This window comes from Acinetobacter sp. GXMZU3951, assembly GCF_054457875.1.
In genome coordinates this window covers 1-24,838 of the sequence record NZ_JBTLFO010000010.1, presented here as the reverse complement: position 1 = coordinate 24,838, position 24,838 = coordinate 1, and the positions used below count along the sequence as shown (strand labels likewise).

Genomic DNA, 24,838 nt, shown 5'->3' with positions numbered 1-24,838 from the left:
AATGCCACATTGGGGCAAAGGGCTATTGGCAGGCAGCCTGTTATTGAGCATGTCGGTGAACGTGCTGGCACAAACTCCTGCCGACCCTCATAAAATCTTGCGCTATGTGTTTCCTGTGGCGGAAACGGGGTTTGATCCAGCGGGAGTGCATGATCTGTATTCAGCGCATGTGAATGGCTCAATCTTCGAAACTTTATTTACTTATGATTATTTGGCTTCACCGGCTAAGTTGGTACCGCGTACCGCAACCGCCTTACCAGAAGTCAGTGCGGATGGTTTAACCTATACCATTCACCTGCAAAAAGGCATTTACTTTGCTGCCGATCCCGTGTTTAAGGGCAAAAAGCGGGAACTGACCTCGGCAGATTATGTTTATACCTTTAAACGCTTACTCGACCCAAATTTACGCTCGCCCAATAGCTGGTTACTCGACGGGCGTATTCTAGGCATGGATGCTGTGTTAAAGCAGGCGGCCAAAACAGGTAAATTTAATTACGATCTACCCGTGGTAGGGCTGCAAACACCAGACCGATATACCTTGGTCATTCGCCTCACCAGTCCAGATCAAAACTTTCCGATGTTGCTGGCCCATCAGCCTGCGGGGGCGGTCGCACGTGAAGTCATCGAAAAATATCGCGATAAAGCTGGATTTGTGATGGGGCATCCTGTCGGAACTGGACCGTATCTGCTGACGCGCTGGACGCCAGGTTCACGGATTATTTTAAAAGCCAATCCTGATTTTCGCAGTTTTGTCTGGAACTTTAAGGCATCCACGCCAGAAGATCAGCGCATTGTGAAAGCCATGCAAGGCAAAAAAATGCCGCAGATTGGGGTGATTGATATTCAGGTCATGGAAGAAGGGCAGTCGCGCTGGTTGTCTTTTATTAAAGATGAAATTGATCTGTTTGCCTTGGATGGCGAATTAACGGTTCAGGCTTTGCAAAATGGCAAACTCAAACCTGAACTGGCGAAAAAAGGCGTACAACTGTCGCGGATTACCGATCCTTCTATTGATTACCATTATTGGAACATGCAAAACCCAGTGGTGGGTGGCTTTAGTAAAGACAAAATTGCTTTAAGACGTGCCATGGCGATGGCCTTTTCGGCGGATAATTACATCAGTATTTTACAAAAAGGCGATGCCGAACGCTTACAAGCCCCGATTCCAAACGGTGTGGTGGGCTATGATCCAAACTATAAAAGCAGTATTCCTTACTCAGTCAAAGCGGCCAATTTATTGTTAGACCGTTATCACTATAAAGTCGCTGCAGATGGTTGGCGCACTTTGCCGAATGGTAAACCTTTGGTCATCAATATGACGATCTCGGGGAATAGTGCACGCAGTCAGCAACAGGCAGAATTTTGGAAGAAAACGCTGGATAGCATCAAAATTAAAATGAGTACCCAGTCCTTGCCATTTGCTGAAGCACTCAAGTTAGAAAAGCAGTGCAAGACCATGTTTAAAAGCTCGGCTTGGATTGCCGATTATCCAGATGCTGACAATTTTATGCAGTTGTTCTATGGCAAAAACATTAACGTGACCAACAATGCCTGCGTCAAAATTCCTGAATATGACCGTTTGTATGAGCAAACACAAAAAATGCCACCGAGCCCTGAGCGGGATGCTGTATATCGGAAAATGTCACGCTTACTAGAAGTCTATATGCCCGTACAAATTATTGGGGCACGTTATCGCAACGTCTTGGCTCAGCCGCGTGTGATTGGTTTTAAAAAGCATCCGATTTTGCCTGCGGAATGGATGTACATCGATATTGATATGAAGAAATAGAAATTAAATAAAACTGGAGTAATGATGAACAACCCGACCTTTAAATTGACCGCACTCGGCATTTTGACTTTAGCTACCCAGCAGTTTGCTTTTGCAGATTCTCCCGCACGCCAGATCTTACCGCAGTATCAAGCCCAAGATATTCCAGCATTATGTGAGGCTAAAATTCAGGACATTCAAAAACAGCTTAAGCACTTTGAAGTCAAACCCATTCAGGCGCAGCGTGATGCTGCCCCCGTATTGGCGGAGTGGGATCGGATCTTTGCCTCATTTGAAGATTTTTATGGCCCCATAGGTTTATACAGTAACGTATCGCCAGATGCAGCACTGCGTAAAGCAGCCGAAGATTGCGAAATCAAGATTAGTCAGTTCCAAACCGATATTTATCAAAATGCCAAGCTCTATCAACCAATTAAGAACAGCAAAGCTACAGATGCGATTGATGCGAAGTTTCGTGAAGATTTACTCAATGAATTTGAAAAAACAGGGATTCAGTTAAGTGCTGAAAAGCAGGCACGTTTAAAAGTAATTTTGGCAGAACTGGCGAAGATTGAGCAGGAATATGCACGCAATGTCCGTGATAATCCGGAAAAACTGGAGTTTACCCCTGCTGAGTTGGCAGGATTGCCGGCAAGCTATCTCAATACTTTAAAGAAAAGTAAGCAAGGCAATTATTTACTGGGCTTTGAATATCCAGAATACCGTCCCTTCATGGAATTGGCGGACAACGATGCTGCGCGTAAACGCTATCAAATTGCCTATACCCGCCGCGGCGGAGAGCGCAATTTACTCTTGCTGAAACAAGCCATGGATTTACGTTATGAACTGGCGCAATTGTTTGGTAAATCCAGTTATGCCGAATGGGCACTGCATAAACGCATGGCAGAAACCCCTGAAAACGTGAATAAGTTTTTAAGTGATGTACATGCCACGGTTGCGCCTTTGGAACAAAAAGAAGTACAGGCCTTACGCGAGTTTCAAGCCAAAACTTTAAATATTCCTATCGAACAAGCCAAAATTGAGCGCTGGAGTGAGGCCTATTGGAGTGAAAAGCTGCGCAAAGCCAAGTATCAAGTTGATCAAGAAAAAATGCGCGAATACTTTCCCACTCAAGCCGCACAAGATTGGCTGTTTGCCATTTCAGCGCAGTTGTATGGCATTCAATTCAAGCCTGTCAAAGTTGAGGTTTGGCACAACGAAGTTGAATATTACGATGTCATCGACAATCAAACAGGGCAGCTTTTGGGTGGCTTATATGTCGATAAATTTCCACGTGAAGGCAAATATGGACATGCTGCAGTCTGGGGTGTTTATGGTGGTAGCAGCTTAACAGGACGTAAACCAATAGCCGCTTTGGTCACCAACTTTAATCGCAATGGTTTAAACAGTGATGAATTGGAAACCTTTGTGCATGAGTTTGGACATGCTTTACATGGCATTTTGTCGAATACCCGTTATTCAGGGCAATCCGGTACCTCTGTTGAGCGTGATTTTGTCGAAGCACCGTCACAAATGTATGAGGAATGGGCACGACGCAAAGAAACCTTATCGAAGGTGGCCGATTATTGCCAACCTGCTTGCCCACGGGTGGATGATGCCTTAATTGCCAAACTCAACGCTGTGCATCGTTATGGGCGGGGTTTGCATTACGCGCGCCAAACTTTATATGCGCAATACGATATGGCATTGCATGGGCCTGATGCCTTAAAGGTGCAGCCAATGGATGTCTGGAAGAAAATGGAAGGGGCGACAGCTTTGGGATATGTCCCAAGCACTGAATTTCCTGGACAGTTTGGTCACATCATGGGTGGCTATCAAGTGGGCTACTACGGTTATATGTGGTCTGAAGTGATGGCCTTAGACATGTTGTCTGCCTTTGGAAATAATTTAAATAATCCTGCAGTGGGGCAACGTTATCGCCAAACCATTTTATCGCAAGGCAGTCAAAAACCTGCTGAAGACTTGGTCAAAGATTTCCTAGGACGCAAGCCGGACAGCAAAGCCTTTTTTGATGAAATTACCGGTCAACGGGTTAAATAGGGAGCAATCTAAATGCTGGCATATATTATCCGTCGTATCTGGCAGATGATTCCCACCATGCTGGGTGTCGTGCTGCTGATTTTCTTTCTGTTTAACTGGGTGGGTGGAGATCCTGCCTATATTTTGGCGGGTAAAATGTCCAATCCTGAACAGATTGAAAATATTCGCCAACAGTTGGGGGTGGATCAACCTTACTATGTGCAATTGTGGATTTTCATTAAACAGATACTGACTTTTGATTATGGTTTGAGCTGGAGTACAGGAGAGTCAGTTTCGCAAATTATCAGCACCCGTTTAGGGCCATCACTGACCTTACTCATTCCGCTTACCCTTTTACAAACCGTGATCTCGATTATTTTGGCTTTAGCGGTCGCTGCGGTACGCGGCACCTTAACCGACCGTATGGTCATGATGCTGTGTACCATTGGCATGTCGATCAGTATTTTGGTCTACATCATTGTGTTTCAGTATGTTTTTGCCTACCAGTTAAGCTGGTTTCCAGTGCAAGGCTGGAGCGATAGCCTGAGCGAAAATCTATTTAAATATGCCTTGTTGCCGATTCTGATCATGTTGGTGGTCAGTATTGCGCCAACGTTAAGACTTTACCGCAGCTTCGTCCTAGATGAAGTGAATCAGGATTATGTCCGAACCGCACGTGCCAAAGGGGTCGGTGAACGTCGCATTTTGGGCGTGCATGTTTTAAGAAATGCTTCCATCCCGATTATTACCGATGTCATGGCCAGTCTACCTGCACTCTTGATTGGCGCTTTTTTAATTGAACGCTTCTTTGGTATTCCAGGGATTGGTCGTGAAGTCATTATTGCAGTGGAACGCAGTGATTTTCCTGTGATTAAAGCCATTACCGTGTATGTGGCTGCAGCCACCATGATTTTTAACCTGATCGCCGATTTGGTTTATAAGCTGGTCGACCCACGTGTACAGTTGAAGTAGGTGAATTATGCTCAGTGTATTATTTAAAAGAAAAGCACTCGATTCATCTGAAACCCCATCTACTGGACTCTGGCATTTAGCCTTGCGTCGCCTTAAAGCGGATCGTATTGCCATGATCTCATTGTTTGTGGTGCTGTGTTATTTCGTGATGCTGCTGTTATCGATGACAGGGGTGATTGCCTCCAACTGGAATAAAGAAGTCGCGGTGAGTTATGCGCCACCAACCTTTATTGGCGCAGACCCTGTCAGTACACCCACTGAAAAAGAAGCGGCACAAGCACAAGCTCTGCCTGAAAATCCAGTCGACCCCTTAAAAGATGTGATACGTGAACTCAATGCCGAAATTGCTCAAGAGCAGGGAGCAACCGCTGCGATTGACTACTATGGCGTGGTTGATCCTCTGGCGGCGGATATGCAGGCGATAGATCAACAATTGGATGGGCATTTACTCGACCAACAGGCCGAACTCAAGCAAACTCTGCCTTTGGGCGCGGATAAATGGGGGCAAGATGTGTTGCAAAAAACCATTAAAGGGGCGGAAACATCCATTATTGTTGGAGTGGTGGCAGCATTATTGGCAGTCTTGATTGGTACGGTACTTGGGGCGATTTCAGGGTATTTTGGTGGTTGGGTCGATGATGTCTTGAACTGGTTTTATAATATTTTTACCTCGATTCCCTATTTACTGCTGATTTTAGCCATTGCCGCGGTGTTGCAGCAAAAAGGTATTCTGTCGATTGTGCTGATTCTCGGACTTACAGGTTGGACTGGGGTTTACCGTTTAATCCGTGCTGAATATATGAAACATACATCCCGTGAATATGTACTGGCGGCCAAAGCCATTGGCGTGAGTCATTTTCGCCGTATGTTTGTGCATATTTTTCCCAACGTGAGTCATATTGCCTTGGTGCAAGTCTCGATTTTGGTGGTGGCATTTATTAAGTCCGAAGTCATTCTGAGTTTCTTGGGCTTTGGCGTCCCTGTCGGGGTGGTGTCTTGGGGCAGTATGCTCAATGAAGCGCAAAGTGAATTGATTTTAGGCAAATGGTGGCAGTTGATTGCTGCTTCTGTGGCAATGGCAGTCTTGGTCACGGCATTTTCGATGTTCACCGATGCCTTGCGTGATGCTTTAGACCCAAAACTAAAATAAGAGGTGTATGAACATGACTGAACTGCATCAACCTTCAATATTATTAAAAGTTGAAAATCTAAAAGTCAGTTTTAAAGGCGAAAATAAGCAATATATTGAAACGGTCAAAGGCATTTCATTTTCAATTCCTGAAAATACCACTGTTGCTTTGGTGGGGGAGTCAGGGAGCGGGAAATCGGTGACTTCTTTAGCCACCATGGGGCTGCTGCCGCCAGAACAAAGTCAAATTTCGGCAGACAGTAAGATCCTGTTTGAAGGCAGAAACTTACTGGCTTTGTCTCGTGCTGAAATGCGCAGAATGTGTGGCAAAGACATCGCCATGATTTTTCAGGAACCGATGTCTTCTTTAAATCCTGTGTTTACCGTGGGAGATCAGATTGCGGAAGTACTCAGACTACATTTGGCGATGGGACGGAAACAGGCCAAAGCTCGTGCCTTAGCGCTACTCAAAGAAGTCGGTATTCCTTCGCCTGAAACTAAGATGGATGCTTATCCTAGCCAGCTCTCGGGTGGTCAACAACAACGGGTGATGATTGCCATGGCGATTGCCTGTGAGCCCAAGTTGCTGATTGCGGATGAACCGACCACAGCCTTGGATGTCACCATTCAAAAGCAAATTCTAGATTTATTGCAGGATTTACAGCAGCGCCGCAAGATGTCGATGCTGTTTATTACCCATGATCTGGCGCTGGTCAGTGAAATTGCCGATCACGTGATTGTGATGCGTCATGGTGAAATTCGAGAGCAAGGTGCAGTGCAACAGGTATTGGAACAGCCGCAGGATATTTATACCCGTGCCTTATTGCAATGTCGTCCGCAATTGTCACAGCGGCCGTATCGCCTGCCGATGATCAGCGACTTTATGCATCAAGAAGGCAGTACATGGATTGAAAATACCGCAGCACCTCTTCAAATACGCCCTCAGCGTCAACGCGGGCTAAAAGGCAATGAAGAGATTATTCTCGATGTTCGTGATCTAAAAAAATCATTTTATAGTCGTAAAGGGCTGTTTGGGCGTGAAGAATATCAGGCGGTTAAAGGGGTGTCTTTTCAGTTGGCAAAAGGTAAAACTTTGGGGCTAGTCGGAGAGTCAGGTTCAGGTAAAACCACCATTGGGCTTTTGCTGATGCGTTTGCAACAAGCCACAGGTGGATCAGCACGGATTGATGGGCAAGATATCTTGGCCATGACCGACAAGCAGTTTGCGCAGTTCCAGCGTAAAATTCAGATTATTTTTCAGAATCCTTATGCCTCCTTAAACCCGCGCTTTACAGTGGGACAGATTCTCATGGAACCGATGCAGATTCATGGCATTGGCGAAAATGAGCTAGAGCGAAAAAAAATAGCCTTGGATTTACTGGAACGGGTCAGTTTACCTGCATCAGCATTTCATCGTTATCCGCATGAATTTTCAGGTGGTCAGCGACAGCGGATTGCGATTGCACGTTGCTTAACCCTCAAGCCTGAAATCTTAATCTGTGACGAATCTGTTTCGGCACTGGATGTTTCAGTCCAAGCTCAGGTGCTCAATCTGTTACAAGATTTACAAGACGAATTTGGATTGAGCTATATTTTTATTTCGCATGATTTGTCGGTAGTGAAATATATTTCCGATCAGGTCATGGTGATGAATCATGGTGACATAGTGGAAATTGCCAATTCAGATGATCTGTATCAATCCCCGCAGCATGACTATACCAAGCGATTGTTAGGTGCGATTCCGAAAGGTATTGCGTCGGTTACCTGATTTAAATGACATAAAAAAACCGCCCGAGGGCGGTTTTTTATGTGCGCTGAGAAGTTAATTAAAACTTCTTAAAGCTTTTGTTTGCGCCAAATGGCTTACGCGGTGCTTGTTCATCACGCGAGTCACGTTGACCATAAGCCGCTTTGTTGCCAAAGTTGTCGGAACGGTTGTCACGTTGTGCGTAACCAGAGTTTTGACGTTGCTCACGCTGACCGTAGCTTGCTGGTGCATTGTCCTGACGACGGTGTGTATGGCCATTCGGGTTTTCACGGCGTTCGCGGTTGAAGGTCGGCTTTGGTTGAGCTTCATCATCATTGTCACGACGTTGCTGACGTAAGAAACCACCACGGCGTGCAGCCAATGGTTTGTCTTGCATGCGTTCAGTACGACGTTTCGCCATACCGAACAAACCAGTACCCTGACGTGGTTTTAACTCAACCGACTTGGTTAAGTTGTCGATGTCATTTTTGTCGAGTTCCATCCAGCGACCTGTACGTAATTCACGTGGCAAAATCACTGTGCCATAGCGAGTACGCAATAAGCGGCTAACTTTCAAACCTTGAGATTCAAAAATACGACGCACTTCGCGGTTACGGCCTTCTTTCACAACCACTTGATACCAGCGGTTAATCCCGTCACCACCAATTTCAGAGAAAGATTCGAATTTTGCAGGACCATCATCCAATACCACACCACGCAGCATGTTATTACGGATTTGAGGGGTTACTTCACCCATTACACGCACAGCATATTCACGTTCAATTTCATTCGATGGATGCATTAAACGATTGGCTAACTCACCGTCATTTGTGAACAATAACAAGCCTGTAGAGTTAATATCCAGACGACCTACCATCACCCAACGATCATTGGCAATCGAAGGTAAATTATCAAACACGGTTGGACGTTGTTCAGGATCGTTACGTGAACAAATTTCACCTTCTGGTTTGTAGTAAATCAGAACGCGACGACGAATTTCGTCTTCAATTTGGAACTGCACTTTACGACCATCGATGCGAAGCTCATCGCCTGGCTCAATACGCTCGCCTACTTGCGCAACACGACCGTTGACACTCACACGACCAGCAGCAATGACTTCTTCCATATAACGGCGAGAGCCGAGTCCAACTCGTGCGAGTACCTTTTGCAATTTTTCACTCATGACAGCATAACCTTAGAAATTATCATCAACAGTTCGCCTATTTATGATTTCGGTGCTTGCGCATCGAGGGTCATAAAAGCTTCCTTGGCATCCTGTAGGGGAGGCAATTGGCCAACAGAGGTTAGACCAAAAGCATTTAAAAATTGAGGCGTTGTGACTAACAACGCGGGTCTTCCAGGGAGTTCCCGAAAACCAGATTCTTTAATCCAGCTCCAGTCAAATAGGGTTCTCAATATTTGACTATTATTCGAGACTCCACGAATTTGTTCAATGTCCGCACGAGTCAAGGGTTGATGGTAAGCCACCACCGCTAGAATTTCGAGCAGAGCAGGCGATAAGCGTGTTGGACGCTCAGGCCAGGTTTGACTAATAATATGTCGGTATTTGGCGCGGACTTGAAAGCGGAAACCTTGAGCAGTTTCAACCAGTTCAATCGAGCGACCATGTTGTAATACCATTAATTGTTGGATCAATTGGCGCAGTTCAGATTTGGAATATTGATCTTGAAATGCTTCTTTCAGACGTGCCAAGGAAACAGGTGCATCACTGGCAAAAATAATCGCTTCCAGTTGCATCAACATTTCATGATGCGTTTCAGAAGTCGAAAGCGGAGTCGATTCACTCATGATTGTGCTCCTTGTACACTCAATGGGGCCTCAATCCCTGAACCAATAATTTTGACGCGCTGTTGGCGGGTCAATTCCAGTACCGCCATAAAGGTGACGACCACCCCCATACGACCCTGACTTGGTTTCAGTAATTCAATAAATTCGAGCACATTACCGGTTTGCAGCTTTTCTTCAATAAAGGCAATCCGTTCTTCGAGCAAGACCGGTTCTTGCTCAATTTTATGCATGATAGGCTCTGGGCGATTAAACACACAAAATAGAGCATCATGCAGCAGATTGACTGAAAACCCTTCATGACGCACCGCAACATCGCCTAGGCTGACATTAGTTTCGAAGGTATCCCGCTCTAAAATGCTCATTTGACCCAAACGTTCAGCCGCTTGCTTAACCCGTAAATAAGTTTCTAAGCGGTCAATCAATTCCTGCTTAGGATCTTTTTCTACTGCAATTGCCGTTGGCTTTGGCAGTAACAAACGCGATTTTAAATCAGCCAGTAAGGCAGCCATCACCATATAGTCTGCGGTGAGTTCAATGTTTAATGACTTCATCGCATCCATGTAGGACAGATACTGAGCCGCAATTGGAGCAATGTCTAACTGTAATAAGTCAAACCCATTTTTTTGAATCAGATAAATTAAAAAGTCGAGTGGTCCTTCGAAATGCTCTAAAAGAATTTCAAATGCAGCGGGAGGAATATATAAATCCTCAGGGATGGAGTCTTGCCATTCATCCAGAACACGGATGTGAGGCGTATCTTCCATTGCATTATGGACGGATTGATTCATTACAGTTATTGGCCACGCGAATTTTCAAAGGCATGATTATGCGTTTTTGAATCAGCACTTAGGAGAGAAAGTAGAGGTGATTAAAAAATACATAATTTTAATAGGGCTTAGTGTAAAGCAAATTGCAGGATGAATAAATTACTTCACCGACTAAATCACAAAAAAAGCAGTAAATAAATATGCAGTATTTTTTTGAGTGATGATAAAGAGGACTCGAATTGAGTTCATCCAATAGATACCAGAATTGAAAGAATTGACCAAACAGAGGGTTCTATAACGTTGTAATTATTTACATTACAACGTTATATAGGTCAAAGGGGGGCCCTTAGATGTTTATAGCTTTTATTATTCAAAAGCACTGACATCACCCACACCATGCCGGATTACCACAGGGTGATCTCCAGACAGATCCACAATACTGGTGGTACTTAAAGTGCCCAAGCCGCCATCGATAAATACATCAATACGTTTTTCAAGCTGCATTTCAATCTCATAAGGGTCATCGAGTGGATCCGCTATCCCGGGTAAGATCAGGGTGCTGGTCAGTAGAGGTTCGCCCAACTCTTTTAGCAGCATTTGGCAAATCGGATTGCTGGGGATGCGTAAACCGATGGTTTTCTTTTTCGGGTGCATCAAACGACGCGGCACTTCGCTGGTCGCAGGTAAGATAAAGGTGGTGACCGCAGGGGTATTGTTTTTCAGTAAACGATACATGGCATTGTCGACTTTGGCATAAGTGGCAATGTCGGATAAATCGGAACAGATAATCGCATATTGATGTTTGGGACCTAAACCACGAATTTGTGAAATACGCTCCATGGCACTTTTATTCCCAATCTTACAACCAATCGCATAAGCAGCATCGGTCGGGTAGACCACCACATCACCCGCCCGAATACGTTCCACTGCCTGACTGATTAAGCGCGGTTGTGGATTATCAGGATGTATTCTTAAGTGCAACATATTTTTCTCCTGATTTTTTAGATATTATCTGTTGAAATTACAGTATGTTGACATGAATCTTTGATGAATTTCTGTAATTAATCCAGCATTTCGCGTTGAAACTCGTCACTTTGTAATCTTTTGCCACTTCGGGTGCAGGAGCAAATGCAGTCAATGAAGTATTTTGCATCACGTGGCAGAGCGATTTCTCCCGCACAATAACGCTGGACTTGTGCATAGACATTATCTTTGAATGTTGCTCCATTGCCACCTTCGCCCGTGAGGTTGTCGAGAGATACGCGAAATTTTCGTCCAAAGGCTTGTGCAAACATCCATTCAATGGCTTGAGGCTTGATTTCGACTTGTTCAAACAAGGCTTGTTGTTCTGCCGTGCGACCATCGGGTGCATACCAGTAACCTAAATCGGGAAGGAGACGACGTTGTTCTCCCGCAATGGTCCAGTGACTAATTTCGTGCAGGGCGCTATTAAAAAAACCATGGGCAAATTGAATCCGCGCTGGCTGTTCATGTGTCGCTGGAAAATATTCAGGTTCATGCTCACCGCGAATCAAATTCACATTAAGGTGGGAAAACCAGTAATTAAAGTGTAAGATGAGCCAGTCAACTTGTTCATTTTCTGTCTGTAAATTCGCCCAGTCCAAAAGTTGCACTTGGTCTGGTGAAATGTCAGAATGAACAGCTGAAAGTGTGCTAACAAGTGATTTTTTATTCACTTCTGTTTGCGGCTGCAACAGATGCATGACTTAATTTACCCAATAGGTCTGTCTAAATAAGTACAAAATTGTATCTTAATCTTTGACAGAGTACTGATGAATTTGTAGAATTGCCGCCTTAATTATGTCAGCAAATACCTTTCCGGCACAGATTGAGCCGTTTAAATGGGCTGAACAAGGCTTTACATGGTCAGGTACCCTGCCATTGTCTCGCTTTGCTCGTATCGCTCGTGAAGCTGTTGGATCAATTGATGATCAATTGATTAACATAGACTGTAAGCTATCAATGGATGCGTATCATCGTATTGTATGGTTGGATGGTCATGTTGAAACCAAAGTTCCAATGGAATGCCAGCGCTGTTTAGGCGCTGTAGAAGTTGAGTTGGTTTCAGATTTTCATCTAGCTCTTATTGATGATGAGTCACTGATAGAGCGCTTGGATGAGGATGCTGATTTCATCGTACTAGGTGAAAGTGAAGCGACAACGAAAGGAGATTTTGCAACTCCTGCCACTGCCGATTTACTCGCACTTTTGGAAGATGAACTGTTATTGTTGCTGCCTTTGTCTCCTAAGCACGACGCTTGTGAGCATAAGCATCGACCTGCCGTTCAGGACGTTGTCGAAGAAAAACGGGATAACCCGTTTGATGTTTTGGCAGGTTTGAAGGGTAAACTTAACTAAATTTTGTGTTATACTGTTAAGTTAAGACAACTGAATTTGTTCTGATCCATTTTTTCGATTTGTAAGGAGCCATCATGGCCGTTCAGCAAAACCGTAAAAGTCGCTCTCGCCGTGACATGCGCCGTTCACATGACGCTTTAACCGAGAATGCATTAACTGTAGACCAAGCTACTGGTGAAACGCACCGTCGTCACCACGTATCTAAAGATGGTATCTACCGTGGTCGTCAATTATTCGCTAAAGCATCTGCTGAATAATTGATGAAGCATTAAGCGATAGGCTTAGTGAAAAAATTGGGAGCGAAAGCTCCCTTTTTTTGTCTCCAATTTTTGTTGTATTTCGCAATTACCAAAAACAAAATTAAGTGTTAAATTTTCGCTCCATGAATGAGCAGTGACTACATAAAGGATTCTTATATGTCTGCTAGACCACTCGAACAAGCAGCTCAAGCAACAAAAACTGCATTTGTGTTTCCAGGTCAAGGTTCGCAAAAGGCTGGCATGCTGGCTGAACTTGCTGAACAGTTTAGTGGTGTTCGTGACACCTTCGCGGAAGCATCAGAAGCTCTAGGTTTTGATTTATGGCATATTGCCCAAAGCGGTGAAGGCTTAGACCAAACTGAATTTACTCAGCCAGTGTTATTGACTGCGAGTATTGCTTTATGGCGTGTATGGTTGGAACTTGGTGGGGTTGTACCGAAATACCTTGCAGGTCACTCATTGGGTGAATACAGCGCTTTGGTTGCTGCGGGTGCAATGACTTTGGGGGATGCCGTTAAGTTGGTGAATTTGCGCGGCAAGCTCATGCAAAATGCTGTGCCTCAAGGCAAAGGTGCAATGGCCGCAATTTTGGGTCTTGAAGATGCCAAAGTTGTAGAGTTGTGTGCTGAAGTGACTGCACAAGGTCAAGGCTCAGTGCAAGCGGCAAACTACAATGCTCAAGGTCAAGTTGTGATTGCGGGTGAAAAAGCTGCGGTTGAAGCGGTAATGGCGATTGCGAAAGAGCAATCCGGTAAAGCCATTGCTTTACCAGTGTCTGTACCATCACATTGTGCATTAATGAAACCTGCCGCAGAGCAATTTGCACTTGCGTTGGAACAAACTGCCATTGAGCTACCTAGCATTCCTGTAATACAAAATGTCAACGCGGAAATCGCGACAGATGTAGCGCAATTACGTCAGGCATTAACTGCACAATTGTACCAATCCGTACAATGGACCAAAACCATGCAGTTTGTGCAGGATCAGGGCATTCAATTTATTGTTGAGTGTGGTCCGGGTAACGTACTTGCCAATCTTGCGAAGCGTTTACCTAATATTGATAAAGCATTCCCACTCGACACCAAAGGTCGTATGGAGGATGCACTGAATGCCATTTTAGTGGCAGAAGGGAAAATTGCATGACACAAGAACGCAAAGTCGCTTTAGTGACAGGCGCGAGTAGAGGGATTGGCGCAGCCATCGCTCAACAATTAATTCAAGACGGTTATTTTGTTGTGGGTACTGCGACATCTGAATCCGGCGCAGAAAAATTGTCAGCATCATTTGGTGAAAATGGGGCGGGTAAAGTCCTCGACGTTCGCGATGGGGCAGCAATTGATGCATTGGTTACAGATATCGAACAAAATTATGGTCCAGTTCTTGCACTTGTAAATAATGCAGGAATTACCCGTGATAATTTGTTACTACGTATGTCTGAAGATGATTGGGATGATATTCTGAACATTCATTTAAAAGCCGTATACCGTTTGTCTAAGCGTGTTCTTAAAGGCATGACTAAAGCCCGTTTTGGACGCATTATTAACATCAGTTCTGTGGTTGCGCATTTCGCAAACCCAGGACAGGCCAACTATTCAGCTGCTAAAGCAGGTATTGAGGCATTTAGCCGCAGTCTTGCAAAAGAAATGGGTAGCCGCCAAATTACTGTGAACTCGGTTGCACCAGGCTTTATTGCAACGGAAATGACAGAACAGTTAAGCGAAGAAATTCGCAAAAAAATGAGTGATCAAGTGGCACTTCAGCGCTTAGGTGAACCACAAGATATCGCGAATGCTGTAAGTTTCTTGGCTTCTGAGAAGGCAAGTTACATTACAGGTACGGTTTTACACGTAAATGGTGGTTTATACATGAGCTAAGGCTGATGTATAAACTTTCAAAAAATTAGAGTTTCAATTAAACTAACGGCATTTAAAAACGCCACAAGCAATGAGGAGAATTCCTGTGAGCGATATCGAACAACGCGTTAAACAAGCGGTTGCAGAACAACTTGGTCTTAAAGTAGAAGAGATCAAAAACGAAGCATCTTTCATGGATGACTTAGGTGCAGACTCTCTTGACCTGGTTGAACTTGTTATGTCTTTCGAAAATGATTTCGACATCACTATCCCTGATGAAGATTCTAACGAAATCACGACAGTTCAATCTGCTATTGACTATGTTTCTAAGAAACTTGGTTAATCGTTGATTTTCAGCTTCGCTGAAGAAAAAGCCACCTTTTAGGTGGCTTTTTTATGATTTCAATTTATAGGGGGGGGATGGGGGCGGTAGGAATACGCTGTTAAGCCATATATCCCTAAAAATGGGGATATCAATTTTGATTCATCAATTTTAAGGTAAGAGATACCCTAAGAAGGATAAATTAGAGATTAAAATAAGAAATTGAATTTATTGCTACTCATGAAAGTTGAGTCTGGCAGTTGGTTTATTTGTAACAAAAAATGTATACTAAATTACTTGGTTTTATATAATTATTAGTTTTGTTTTAAAAATAAGTAAAATAGATAATAATAAAATTCAATCATCAATGTTATATATATGTATAGTCAGATGGTTAAATTATAAAAAATTGATAACGCATCCACATTTTTATGACATGCTGATGTCATTTTTCGGTATAAAAAATTGTCTATTAATTTTCAATCAAGTAATTCAGCCTGAAATACCCTTTAATTATAAAGTATAACTTAACTATACGGCTTGTCTATCGGCTGTGCTAAATGACTATTAACTTGTTGAATTTAGTTGTTAAACTGGCTTGTGAGATATAAGTCACAATGTTTTATACGTATAAGAAGTATTTATAGCTAAAAGATGACAATGCGAAATAAACAAGTTCAATCAGTGTATTGGGGCAAAGGAATAGCTCTATTACTGACATTATTTTGTACCTCTTCGGTATATGCCGTGCCATTAAAAGCATTGTTAAGAACAGCTTTGGAGCAAGACCCAATGATGTTAGAAGCACAAGCCAACGAAGATGCGGCATTAAGTAAGGTTAAAGAGTCAAAGTCATTGCATTATCCCACTTTGGCTGTAACCGCTAATCAGATTCTTGATCAATATCATCAGAGTCAATATGACTATGTGAGTGAAGATTTCACTCCTGGGCTTCGAGGTAGCGTTAATCTGTATTCATTTGGGGCAATCAGCGCTCAAGTCGATCGGGATGTGAAAAAATCACAATACTTTGAGCAGAAGATTGACGAAACGGCTGAGGAGTTGGGCTACAACATTGGTACTGAATATTTAAAAGCCCTGAATGCACACGAGGCGCTTGCGGTGCAGATGCGAAGTTTAGCGCGCCACAACAAATTTACCCATGACATTGGGGTCATTGTGCAATATGACCCAGGTCGGCGCTCAGAGTTGACCCAAGCGCAAGCGAGACAAATGCAGGTAGAGCATACAATCAGTGGTTTACAGCGTGAACTGGGTTTTGCATTAAGTCATTTAAAAAAATATTCCTCAGAAATTATTAATCAAGATACCCTTGTTGATCCTTTTATAGCCATGCCTCCAAGTGAGTTTATTCAGCGTTATCAACTGAGTGAGGTAAAGCAACATCCTTCTTATATGGCGCAACACGCTGAGCTCGACAGTATTCGATCCGAGGTGAAGTATCGTCAAGCAAAACGCTATCCAAGTATTAACTTGGAAGGCAATGTGACGACTGAGGATCGGCAGGTGTATTTAAATCTGTCTTGGGATTTACTGAATCGTGCATCTAAATATTCGGTAGAGCAAAGTGGTCAGTCTGTAGTTGCTGCGCAAGCCCGATTGGAACAAATTCAGCGGGATATTGAGGAGCGTGCTCGAACGGCTGAAATTGACATGTTTCAAAGTCAACAAAAAATGCATATTTCACAGGAGCAAATACAAGCATCTCGCAAAGTGGTTAGTGATAACGAAAAACAGTTCAAAATTGCCAGAAAAAGCTTAATAGATGTGCTGAATGCCTATAACGAATTAGCAGGCGTCGAAATGGCGTATGTAACGGCACAAAATGACTACCGGATGGCTGCGTTGGCATATTTACGTGCACAGGCGGGTATTAGTAATTGGGTGAGGCAATAGAAGAGTCGAGATCTGATTCACATATGGACGTGGATTATGCCTGAATGACCAGAGGGTCTAATAATTAAAAAAAGGATGACATCAAGAAAATGAAATCCATTATAGAACACATTGCTTTGGTGACCCGACTTCTCGGTAATCCATTACCAGTCGCTACATTGATGGCGCAGGTAACGCATGATCAACATTTGAATGTAAATTATTCCGCATTGATTGAGGTATTAAAAAGCCACGGATTTGAAAATACCTTAGCAAAAAAAGCACTTCTAGATATCCCTTATTTGGCTGTACCTGCGGTGATTGTGTTGCAGCATGACGAGGCCGCGGTCATTACGCGGATTGAAGGCAACGGTACAGCGCGGGTATATGAATTACAACAAACGGATGGTTTGAAACAATCATTTACGCATCTGCAATTGGCGCAGCTTTATGCTGGTTACTGTTGGTTTATTAAAGCAAAGCTCGCGAGTGACGTACGTTCAGAGTTGCCTGAATATCATTTGCCGAAAGCATGGTTTTGGAAAGTGATTTGGCGCTTTCGAGCATATTATTCACAGGTGATTTTAGCGACTTTTGTGATTAATTTTCTGGCATTGGTCAGTTCGTTATATGTCATGAATGTATATGATCGGGTAATTCCCAACAAATCGTATGAAACCCTGTGGGTACTCAGTATTGGCGTGATATTGGCCATCAGTTTTGAATTTTTAGCAAAAATGATTCGGGGGCATTTAACCGACATTGCAGGCAAGAAAGCCGATTTAATTATTAGTTCAGCAATTTTTAGACGGGTGATGAGCCTAGATTTAGCAGAACGTCCGGTTTCATCCGGTTCCTATGCCAATAATTTGCGTGAATTTGAATCTGTGCGTGAATTTATGACCAGTGCCAGTTTATTGGTGTTGGTAGATTTACCTTTCCTATTGTTGTTTATTACCGTGATCTGGATGATTGGCGGACAGTTAGCACTGGTGCCGCTAATTTTAATTCCAATTGTGATGTTGGTCGGAATTTTGGCTCAAGCTCCTTTAGCACGTTATATCAATGAGTCGATGAAAGAGTCATCGCAACGTCAGGGGTTGGCAGTCGAGGCAATTGAAGGGATTGAGACGCTAAAAGCCAATAATGCGACCAGTTGGGCGCAACAAAAATGGGACTATTACACCGCTAAAAATGCAGCTTCGAGTACCAAAACACGTGATCTTAGTAATTTTGTGGTGAATTTTTCGGTTGCTGTTCAGCAATTGAATACGGTCATTTTGGTCATATTGGGGACTTATCTCATTCATAGCCCAGACCCAAACCATAAAATCAGTATGGGGGCGTTAATTGCTTCTGTGATTTTGTCAGGCCGAGCCTTAGCACCTTTGGCTCAGATAGCGAGTTTAGCGGTCCGTTTTCAACAAGCAAAAATCGGCTTGCAAGGTTTACAAAGCATTATTGAGCGTAAAATTGAACGCCATCCAGATCGGCAATATATCAGTCTAGATCAGGTGAAGGGTGAGCTGAAGTTTAAAAATGTCAGTTTTAAATATCAACAAGACATCCCCGCAGTATTGAAAGGCCTCAATTTGAATATTGAAGCTGGAGAGAAGATTGGAATTTTAGGCAAAATTGGCAGTGGTAAGACCACGACTTTGAAACTTGCAAGTGGCATGTTCGAGCCGTTGGAAGGGAATGTCACTTTGGATAGTGTAGATTTGCGTCAGCTTGATCCTCATTTTTTACGCAATCAAGTGGCAATGTTAGGTCAGGCACCACGCTTGTTTCTAGGGAGTTTGCGGGAAAATCTAGATTTGGCACGACAAGATGGATTTTCAACCGATCAAGAATTATTAATCGCCTTGAAACGCTTTGGTCTGGATAGTCTTATTCAGAATCATCCCAGAGGTTTAGATATGCCGCTTGGAGAAGATGGCTTAGGACTTTCAGGAGGGCAGAAGCAAATTATTGCTCTAGCTCGATTAACGTTAAGACATCCGAAAGTCGTCCTGTTAGATGAACCGACCAATGGTTTGGATCAGCTTACGGAAAAACAAACTTTGGCTGCTTTACACCAATGGAGCAAAGATAAAACCTTATTGGTCGTAACACATCGAACTCAGGTATTAAGTATTGTGAATCGTGTGATTGTGATTGATCAAGGGCAAGTGGTCATGGATGGTCCGCGAGATGTGGTGCTGAACAAATTAGCCATAAATGATCAAAAACAAAAAGAATCGGCTACAGCGCAACCATCGACTAGCAAGGAACAGGGTTCATCTATGGGGCAAACAGCACCACAACATGGACGGACAATCGTTGTTAAGTCAGATCAGTCACAAACCTATCAGAATCCAACGAATCATTCGCAAGTACAAAAAGTAAATATGGAATAGTTGCAGATTGGGACAATCAAGCGACCAGAGTAAAGATTATGGAAAAATATCAAAACCCAGTTACTGAAGAACGAATTCAGTCAAAAGATCTCAAGCTATTGAATGATCTGAATGCTGCATTACAGACCGAACAGCACACGGGCTTATTCTGGACCATCAGTTTGTTATTTGTGCTTTTAGTGGTGTTTGTATTTTGGGCCTATTACAGTCCTGTGGAAGAAGTGACTCGTGGTCAGGGGAGTGTCATTCCGACCAGCCGAGAGCAAATTTTACAAAGTCTAGATCCTGGCACCATCAAAGAAATGCTAGTGAAAGAAGGGGATATTGTTGAAAAAGATCAAATTTTATTGCGGCTAGATGATACCCGTAGCTCCGCAATTTTAAGAGAAAGCAAGGCTAAGGTGGAAAATTTAGAAGCGATGGCTGCGCGCCTTAGAGCAGAGTCTTATGCTACGAGTATTCAATTTCCTGCTGGAATTGGTGAGTCACTCAAACACCGTGAGCGTGCAGCATATACGGCACGACGTCGTGCAGTAGAAGATGCTGTTGCTGGCTTACAAAGCAGTAAATCCATGCTGGATCGGGAAATTTCAATTACCGCGCCAATGGTGGCTGAAGGGGTGATGTCAGAAGTTGAGCTCCTTCGTATGCGCCGCCAATCATCAGATTTAGCTTTACAGATTGCTGAAAAGCGCAATCAATATGCTGCCGATGCCAATAATGAGTTGGTACGTGTGGAGTCAGAATTAGCACAAGCTAAAGAGAACATGGCAATGCGTGCTGATCCAGTGGATCGTTCCTTAATTCGGGCACCCTTACGCGGGATTGTGAAGAATATCAAAATCAACACTGTTGGTGGTGTTGTTCAGGCGGGGCAAGACATCATGGAAATTGTGCCATTGAATGACAAATTATTAGTTGAAGCTTATATCCGCCCTCAAGATGTGGCCTTTGTGCATCCAGGTTTGTCTGCCATTGTAAAAATTACAGCCTATGACTATGCCTTATATGGTGGTTTGGAAGGTAAAGTCACCTTAATTAGTCCAGATACACTAAGAGATAAAACCCGCCCGAGTGAATTGAATTTAAATCCAGAAGAAGCCTATTACCGCATTTTGGTTGAAACTCATCAAAATGCATTACGGGATAAAAATGGAAAAGTGATGCCAATTATCCCAGGTATGATTGCTAGCGTTGATGTTAAAACAGGAGAGAAGACAATATTTCAATATTTAATCAAACCGATTACGCGAATGAAACAAGCATTGCAAGAAAGATAATCCATAAATTGTAGAACTATGAATTAAATTTATAATAGTTTTTGGATATAAAGAATTGGCCATAATGTGGTTAAAATAAATTTATCTATGATAATTAAAATATATTTTGAATGTATTTTTTAATAGATTTTTTAAAATAATCAGTAAAAACCATATTGTTAATATGGTTTTTTTAAAATTTATAATATTTTTATTTTTTACAAGTAAATATGATAATTAATAAAAAAATATGACTAAAGCTATTGTTTTTTTAATTTTTTAAAATATTCTTTATAAATAAGCTTGATTGAAAATTCACATAAACACATATTTTTTTTATGGTTTTATGTGTAAATAAAAAATATATCCCTGAAGATAGGGTGGAAAATTAGAAGATAAATAATCGAGGTTAATATTATGTTGGTTAAGAGATTTGTATTAATTTTAGGGTGCTCCTTATTTTGGGTGGGTTGCACTTCTGCTAATAAACAGCCTTCTTCAGAACATTGGACTATCTTTAGCTCAAAGCCATTTTCTCAGTCTGAAGTGATTAAAGAGGGACATACACGAGTAGTTTTTATTCGGGATAAAGAGGGTTTAAAAGGTCCAGCCGCAAACATATTTGTGGCTGGACATTATTTAACATCACTTTTACCTGGAGGATATAAAACACAACAACTCTGTACTCAACCGACAAGAATTACAGCGGCATATACAAGAAGTGACTTAGATTATTCTCAGGTTCGTCAGCAAAATTCGCAGCAACAATTATCAGAAGGCGTTACCCAGTATTTTAGATTAGTGAATGGCGAGCATCAGTCTATTCAATTGCAAGCCCTTGAAGAAACTCAGGCATTAGCCATTCTGCCGAACTTGAAAGAAGAGGTGCATACTGTTTCACGAGTCAAAGAGGTTCAAGAATGTGTAAAACCAGTTTATGTGCCTGTTCCAGTAAAAACGGTATTAAAAAAATATACGTTGGAAGCCAGTACATTATTTAGTTATGCAAAATCAGGTGCGAATGATTTAACCCCGAAGGGGCGGCAAGAAGTTGCAGCAATTGCATCAGAAATTAGCCGTGATCAAGATGGAATTAGTCATATTGCAGTGATTGGCTATACCGATCCAGTGGGTTCTGAAATTTCTAATCAACAACTATCACAACGTCGAGCGGAAACGGTAAGAAGTTTACTTGTACAAAATAATGTGATGAAAAATAATATCTTAGTCGAAGGGCGTGGAGAGCAGGATCTTATTGTGAGTGATTGTGAACAGCGTTATGCCAAAGATAAATCTGCACGTGAGCAGTGTGATTTCCCGAACCGACGGGTAGAAATCGTAACTTATGGAATGAAGGCTGAGTAAAGCATTCTCTCTGCATTTATTCACCGAATAAAGAATCAAACTATAAGAAAAGGATAAATAACATGCCAAATCAAACTGTCAGCATAAAATTGCACGATGCAAAAAAAATTATTTCAGCATTTCAGGTTACCAAAACTCACGATCAGCCCATCACCATTCAGGCACAAAAAGGCGTGAATTATGAATTGATTGATGATGCCACTCAACGAGCGCCAGAAAATATCAAAATTCAACGTATTGGAAATGATCTGTATATTGGCTTTGAGGATGGGAATGCAAACCCGCTCGATCCGGATTTGATCATACAAGGCTATTACGGCACAGATGGAATCACAACCAACCTGATTATTGGCATGCATGAAAATGGCAATTTTTATGCCTATGTTCCTGAAAGTGGTCTACAAGAAAACGCGGTCAGTATGCTCGCAGATCAAGTCAGCGCGGGTCAGGCCTTAGGCGGAGAACCTTTAACTTCAGCTGCATACGAATTTAATCCTTATTGGTTGTTGGCCTTAATTCCTTTGATTGGTTTAGCCGCGGCTGGAGGAGGGGGCGGTGGTGGAAGTGGGGGATCAACACCTGCTAAAACTGCTGATAGCCCTGATGTAGTTGCGTTAGATGGTGGACAGGTCACAATTAAACCTGGGGCAGATAATGTTAAACAAGTCATTGTATATACAGATGAATCAAATAATACGGTCACGCTGACTGTGAATAAAGCATCTGATGGCACATGGAGTCTCGATCAAACGCCTACGGGTGTGACAATTAACTCTTCCACGGGTGAAGTTACCCTAGGTATGGATGCTGTGAAGGATGGCAGCACTGTGACTTCTACAGGCAGCAACTCAAGTGATAATACTGCAACTGATAGTGATACTGCTAGGGTGGATGACAGCACACCTAATGCTGCGGATAGGCCTGATGTCGTGGCGCTGGCGACAGGCGCTGTAGCAGTTAAACCTGGAGCGGACAATGTTAAACAGGTCATTACTTATACCGATGAATCTGATAATCCAGTGACTTTGACTGCGACTAAAGGTGAGGACGGTACTTGGAGTTTGGACAATACTCCAGCCAATGTTTCGATTAATCCTACAACAGGACTTGTTGCTCTTAATCCTAATGCAGTGAAAGATGGTTCACTTGTTACATCGGTGGGTAGTGATGCATATAACAATACAGCAAGTGATAGTGATACGGCATTAACCGATGAAACGGATATTCAAAGTTCGGATTTAATTGCCCCAACCCTTGAGATCAGTGCAACAGACTTGAATCTCGCATCAGGTGAAAGTACAACGATCACATTCAGCTTTAGTGAGGCGGTGACAGGCTTTAATACCAGTGACATTACAGTGGCTGGCGGGAGTTTAACAGGACTGACCACCACCGATAATATCACTTGGACAGCAACCTTTACTCAAGATGGTACAGCGACAGCGCCAAGTATTAGTGTGGCAGACAATACGTATACTGACCTTGCAGGTAACCTAGGCACAGGTGATGCCCTTGATGGCACTGATGGTTTTGGAGCTGACATTATTGCCCCAAGCCTTGAGATCAGTGCAACAGACTTGAATCTCGCATCAGGTGAAAGCACAACGATCACATTCAGCTTTAGTGAGGCGGTGACAGGCTTTAATACCAGTGACATTACAGTGGCTGGCGGGAGTTTAACAGGACTGACCACCACCGATAATATCACTTGGACAGCGACCTTTACACAAGATGGTATAGCGACAGCGCCAAGTATTAGTGTGGCAGACAATACGTATACAGACCTTGCTGGTAACCTAGGCACAGGTGATGCCCTTGATGGTACCGATGGTTTTGGAGCAGACATTATTGCCCCAACCCTTGAGATCAGTGCAACAGACTTGAATCTCACATCAGGTGAAAGCACAACGATCACATTCAGCTTTAGTGAGGCGGTGACAGGCTTTAATACCAGTGACATTACAGTGGCTGGCGGGAGTTTAACAGGACTGACCACCACCGATAATATCACTTGGACAGCGACCTTTACACAAGATGGTACAGCGACAGCGCCAAGTATTAGTGTGGCAGACAATACATATACTGACCTTGCAGGTAACCTAGGCACAGGTGATGCCCTTGATGGTACCGATAGTTTTGGAGCAGACATTATTGCCCCAACCCTTGAGATCAGTGCAACAGACTTGAATCTCGCATCAGGTGAAAGCACAACGATCACATTCAGCTTTAGTGAGGCGGTGACAGGCTTTAATACCAGTGACATTACAGTGGCTGGCGGGAGTTTAACAGGACTGACCACCACCGATAATATCACTTGGACAGCGACCTTTACACAAGATGGTACAGCGACAGCGCCAAGTATTAGTGTGGCAGACAATACATATACTGACCTTGCAGGTAACCTAGGCACAGGTGATGCCCTTGATGGCACTGATGGTTTTGGAGCTGACATTATTGCACCAGTAGTCAGCTTGAATGATCTAATTACTAATGACCAAACACCTGCACTGACAGGAACGGTCGATGACCCAACAGCTACGGTAGTTGTAACTGTTGATGGTAATAACTACATTGCAACCAATAATGGTGATGGCACATGGACTTTGGTGGATAATACTTTGCCAAGTCTAGCGGAAGCGACCTATCCAATCACTGTGACTGCGACTGATATAGCAGGCAATGAGGGCACAGATACGGGTAGTTTAATCATTAACTTGACTACACCAATCCTGACGATTACCGAAGCAGCCGATGGTTACGTTAATGCCGATGAACTGTCGGATGGCATTCAAACCAATGTCAGCCTGCCGACTGGGACAGAAGAGGGAGATACCATCACCCTGACCATCACCAATCCAGATCTGAGCACCAGC

20 protein-coding genes are annotated in these 24,838 nt (G+C 43.1%); 15 read left to right on the top strand and 5 right to left on the bottom strand.

Going from position 1 to position 24,838, the window contains the following annotated elements; genetic code table 11:
- The first annotated feature begins 1 nt into the window (after window position 1).
- From ACX17N_RS14100 to ACX17N_RS14080, 5 genes are read left to right on the top strand one after another with little or no spacing between them, the layout of a single operon-like run.
- On the top strand, window positions 2-1,789 hold the full coding sequence (locus ACX17N_RS14100; RefSeq protein ID WP_458893307.1) for an ABC transporter substrate-binding protein: 1,788 nt from the start codon (window positions 2-4) through the stop codon (window positions 1,787-1,789).
- A gap of 24 nt (window positions 1,790-1,813) precedes the next feature.
- Complete coding sequence (locus ACX17N_RS14095; RefSeq protein WP_458893202.1) at window positions 1,814-3,829, top strand: M3 family metallopeptidase; 2,016 nt, start codon at window positions 1,814-1,816, stop codon at window positions 3,827-3,829.
- Between the two features lie 12 nt (window positions 3,830-3,841).
- Window positions 3,842-4,780: an ABC transporter permease gene (locus ACX17N_RS14090; protein ID WP_458893201.1), complete on the top strand. Its 939-nt coding sequence runs from the start codon at window positions 3,842-3,844 to the stop codon at window positions 4,778-4,780.
- A 7-nt stretch (window positions 4,781-4,787) separates the two neighbouring features.
- Complete coding sequence (locus ACX17N_RS14085) at window positions 4,788-5,930, top strand: ABC transporter permease (RefSeq protein WP_458893200.1); 1,143 nt, start codon at window positions 4,788-4,790, stop codon at window positions 5,928-5,930.
- 13 nt (window positions 5,931-5,943) lie between these two features.
- Window positions 5,944-7,677 carry an ABC transporter ATP-binding protein gene (locus tag ACX17N_RS14080; RefSeq protein WP_458893199.1) on the top strand — a complete coding sequence of 578 codons (1,734 nt, stop codon included), beginning with the start codon at window positions 5,944-5,946 and terminating at the stop codon, window positions 7,675-7,677.
- A 58-nt stretch (window positions 7,678-7,735) separates the two neighbouring features.
- Here ACX17N_RS14080 and rluB read toward each other — a convergent pair whose 3' ends face one another.
- The 5 genes from rluB to ACX17N_RS14055 form a co-directional block, all read right to left on the bottom strand.
- Window positions 7,736-8,839: a 23S rRNA pseudouridine(2605) synthase RluB gene (gene rluB, locus ACX17N_RS14075; protein WP_458893198.1), complete on the bottom strand. Its 1,104-nt coding sequence runs from the start codon at window positions 8,837-8,839 to the stop codon at window positions 7,736-7,738.
- Between the two features lie 41 nt (window positions 8,840-8,880).
- Window positions 8,881-9,465, bottom strand: coding sequence for an SMC-Scp complex subunit ScpB (gene scpB / locus ACX17N_RS14070; protein WP_458893197.1), 585 nt, complete (start codon window positions 9,463-9,465; stop codon window positions 8,881-8,883).
- Complete coding sequence (locus ACX17N_RS14065; RefSeq protein ID WP_458893196.1) at window positions 9,462-10,253, bottom strand: segregation and condensation protein A; 792 nt, start codon at window positions 10,251-10,253, stop codon at window positions 9,462-9,464. Before ACX17N_RS14065 ends, scpB begins: the two co-directional genes overlap by 4 nt.
- 345 nt (window positions 10,254-10,598) lie before the next feature.
- A complete protein-coding gene (locus ACX17N_RS14060; RefSeq protein WP_458893195.1) occupies window positions 10,599-11,216 on the bottom strand; it encodes an L-threonylcarbamoyladenylate synthase in 618 nt (205 codons plus the stop codon).
- A 77-nt stretch (window positions 11,217-11,293) separates the two neighbouring features.
- Complete coding sequence (locus ACX17N_RS14055) at window positions 11,294-11,956, bottom strand: elongation factor P hydroxylase (RefSeq protein WP_458893194.1); 663 nt, start codon at window positions 11,954-11,956, stop codon at window positions 11,294-11,296.
- 97 nt (window positions 11,957-12,053) lie between these two features.
- Between ACX17N_RS14055 and ACX17N_RS14050 the strand changes: the two genes are divergently transcribed.
- The 10 genes from ACX17N_RS14050 to ACX17N_RS14005 all read left to right on the top strand — a co-directional run.
- Window positions 12,054-12,611, top strand: coding sequence for a YceD family protein (locus tag ACX17N_RS14050; RefSeq protein WP_458893193.1), 558 nt, complete (start codon window positions 12,054-12,056; stop codon window positions 12,609-12,611).
- Window positions 12,612-12,685: 74 nt separating this feature from the next.
- A complete protein-coding gene (rpmF, locus tag ACX17N_RS14045; protein WP_004279227.1) occupies window positions 12,686-12,868 on the top strand; it encodes a 50S ribosomal protein L32 in 183 nt (60 codons plus the stop codon).
- A 159-nt stretch (window positions 12,869-13,027) separates the two neighbouring features.
- Window positions 13,028-14,014: an ACP S-malonyltransferase gene (fabD, locus tag ACX17N_RS14040; RefSeq protein WP_458893192.1), complete on the top strand. Its 987-nt coding sequence runs from the start codon at window positions 13,028-13,030 to the stop codon at window positions 14,012-14,014.
- Entirely contained in the window at window positions 14,011-14,745 is a 735-nt protein-coding gene (gene fabG / locus ACX17N_RS14035; protein ID WP_458893191.1) for a 3-oxoacyl-ACP reductase FabG, read from the top strand. Before fabD ends, fabG begins: the two co-directional genes overlap by 4 nt.
- A gap of 85 nt (window positions 14,746-14,830) precedes the next feature.
- Window positions 14,831-15,067 carry an acyl carrier protein gene (gene acpP / locus ACX17N_RS14030; RefSeq protein ID WP_016166057.1) on the top strand — a complete coding sequence of 79 codons (237 nt, stop codon included), beginning with the start codon at window positions 14,831-14,833 and terminating at the stop codon, window positions 15,065-15,067.
- 639 nt (window positions 15,068-15,706) lie between these two features.
- A complete protein-coding gene (locus ACX17N_RS14025) occupies window positions 15,707-16,963 on the top strand; it encodes a TolC family protein (RefSeq protein ID WP_458893190.1) in 1,257 nt (418 codons plus the stop codon).
- 89 nt (window positions 16,964-17,052) lie between these two features.
- Window positions 17,053-19,341 (top strand): type I secretion system permease/ATPase, encoded by a 2,289-nt coding sequence (locus ACX17N_RS14020; protein WP_458893189.1) that lies wholly within the window; start codon window positions 17,053-17,055, stop codon window positions 19,339-19,341.
- Between the two features lie 38 nt (window positions 19,342-19,379).
- Window positions 19,380-20,621, top strand: coding sequence for an HlyD family type I secretion periplasmic adaptor subunit (locus ACX17N_RS14015; protein ID WP_458893188.1), 1,242 nt, complete (start codon window positions 19,380-19,382; stop codon window positions 20,619-20,621).
- A 396-nt stretch (window positions 20,622-21,017) separates the two neighbouring features.
- Window positions 21,018-21,965, top strand: coding sequence for an OmpA family protein (locus ACX17N_RS14010; protein WP_458893187.1), 948 nt, complete (start codon window positions 21,018-21,020; stop codon window positions 21,963-21,965).
- Between the two features lie 62 nt (window positions 21,966-22,027).
- Window positions 22,028-24,838, top strand: a 2,811-nt coding sequence (locus tag ACX17N_RS14005) for an Ig-like domain-containing protein (protein WP_458893186.1), incomplete at its 3' end; no start/stop codon positions are given.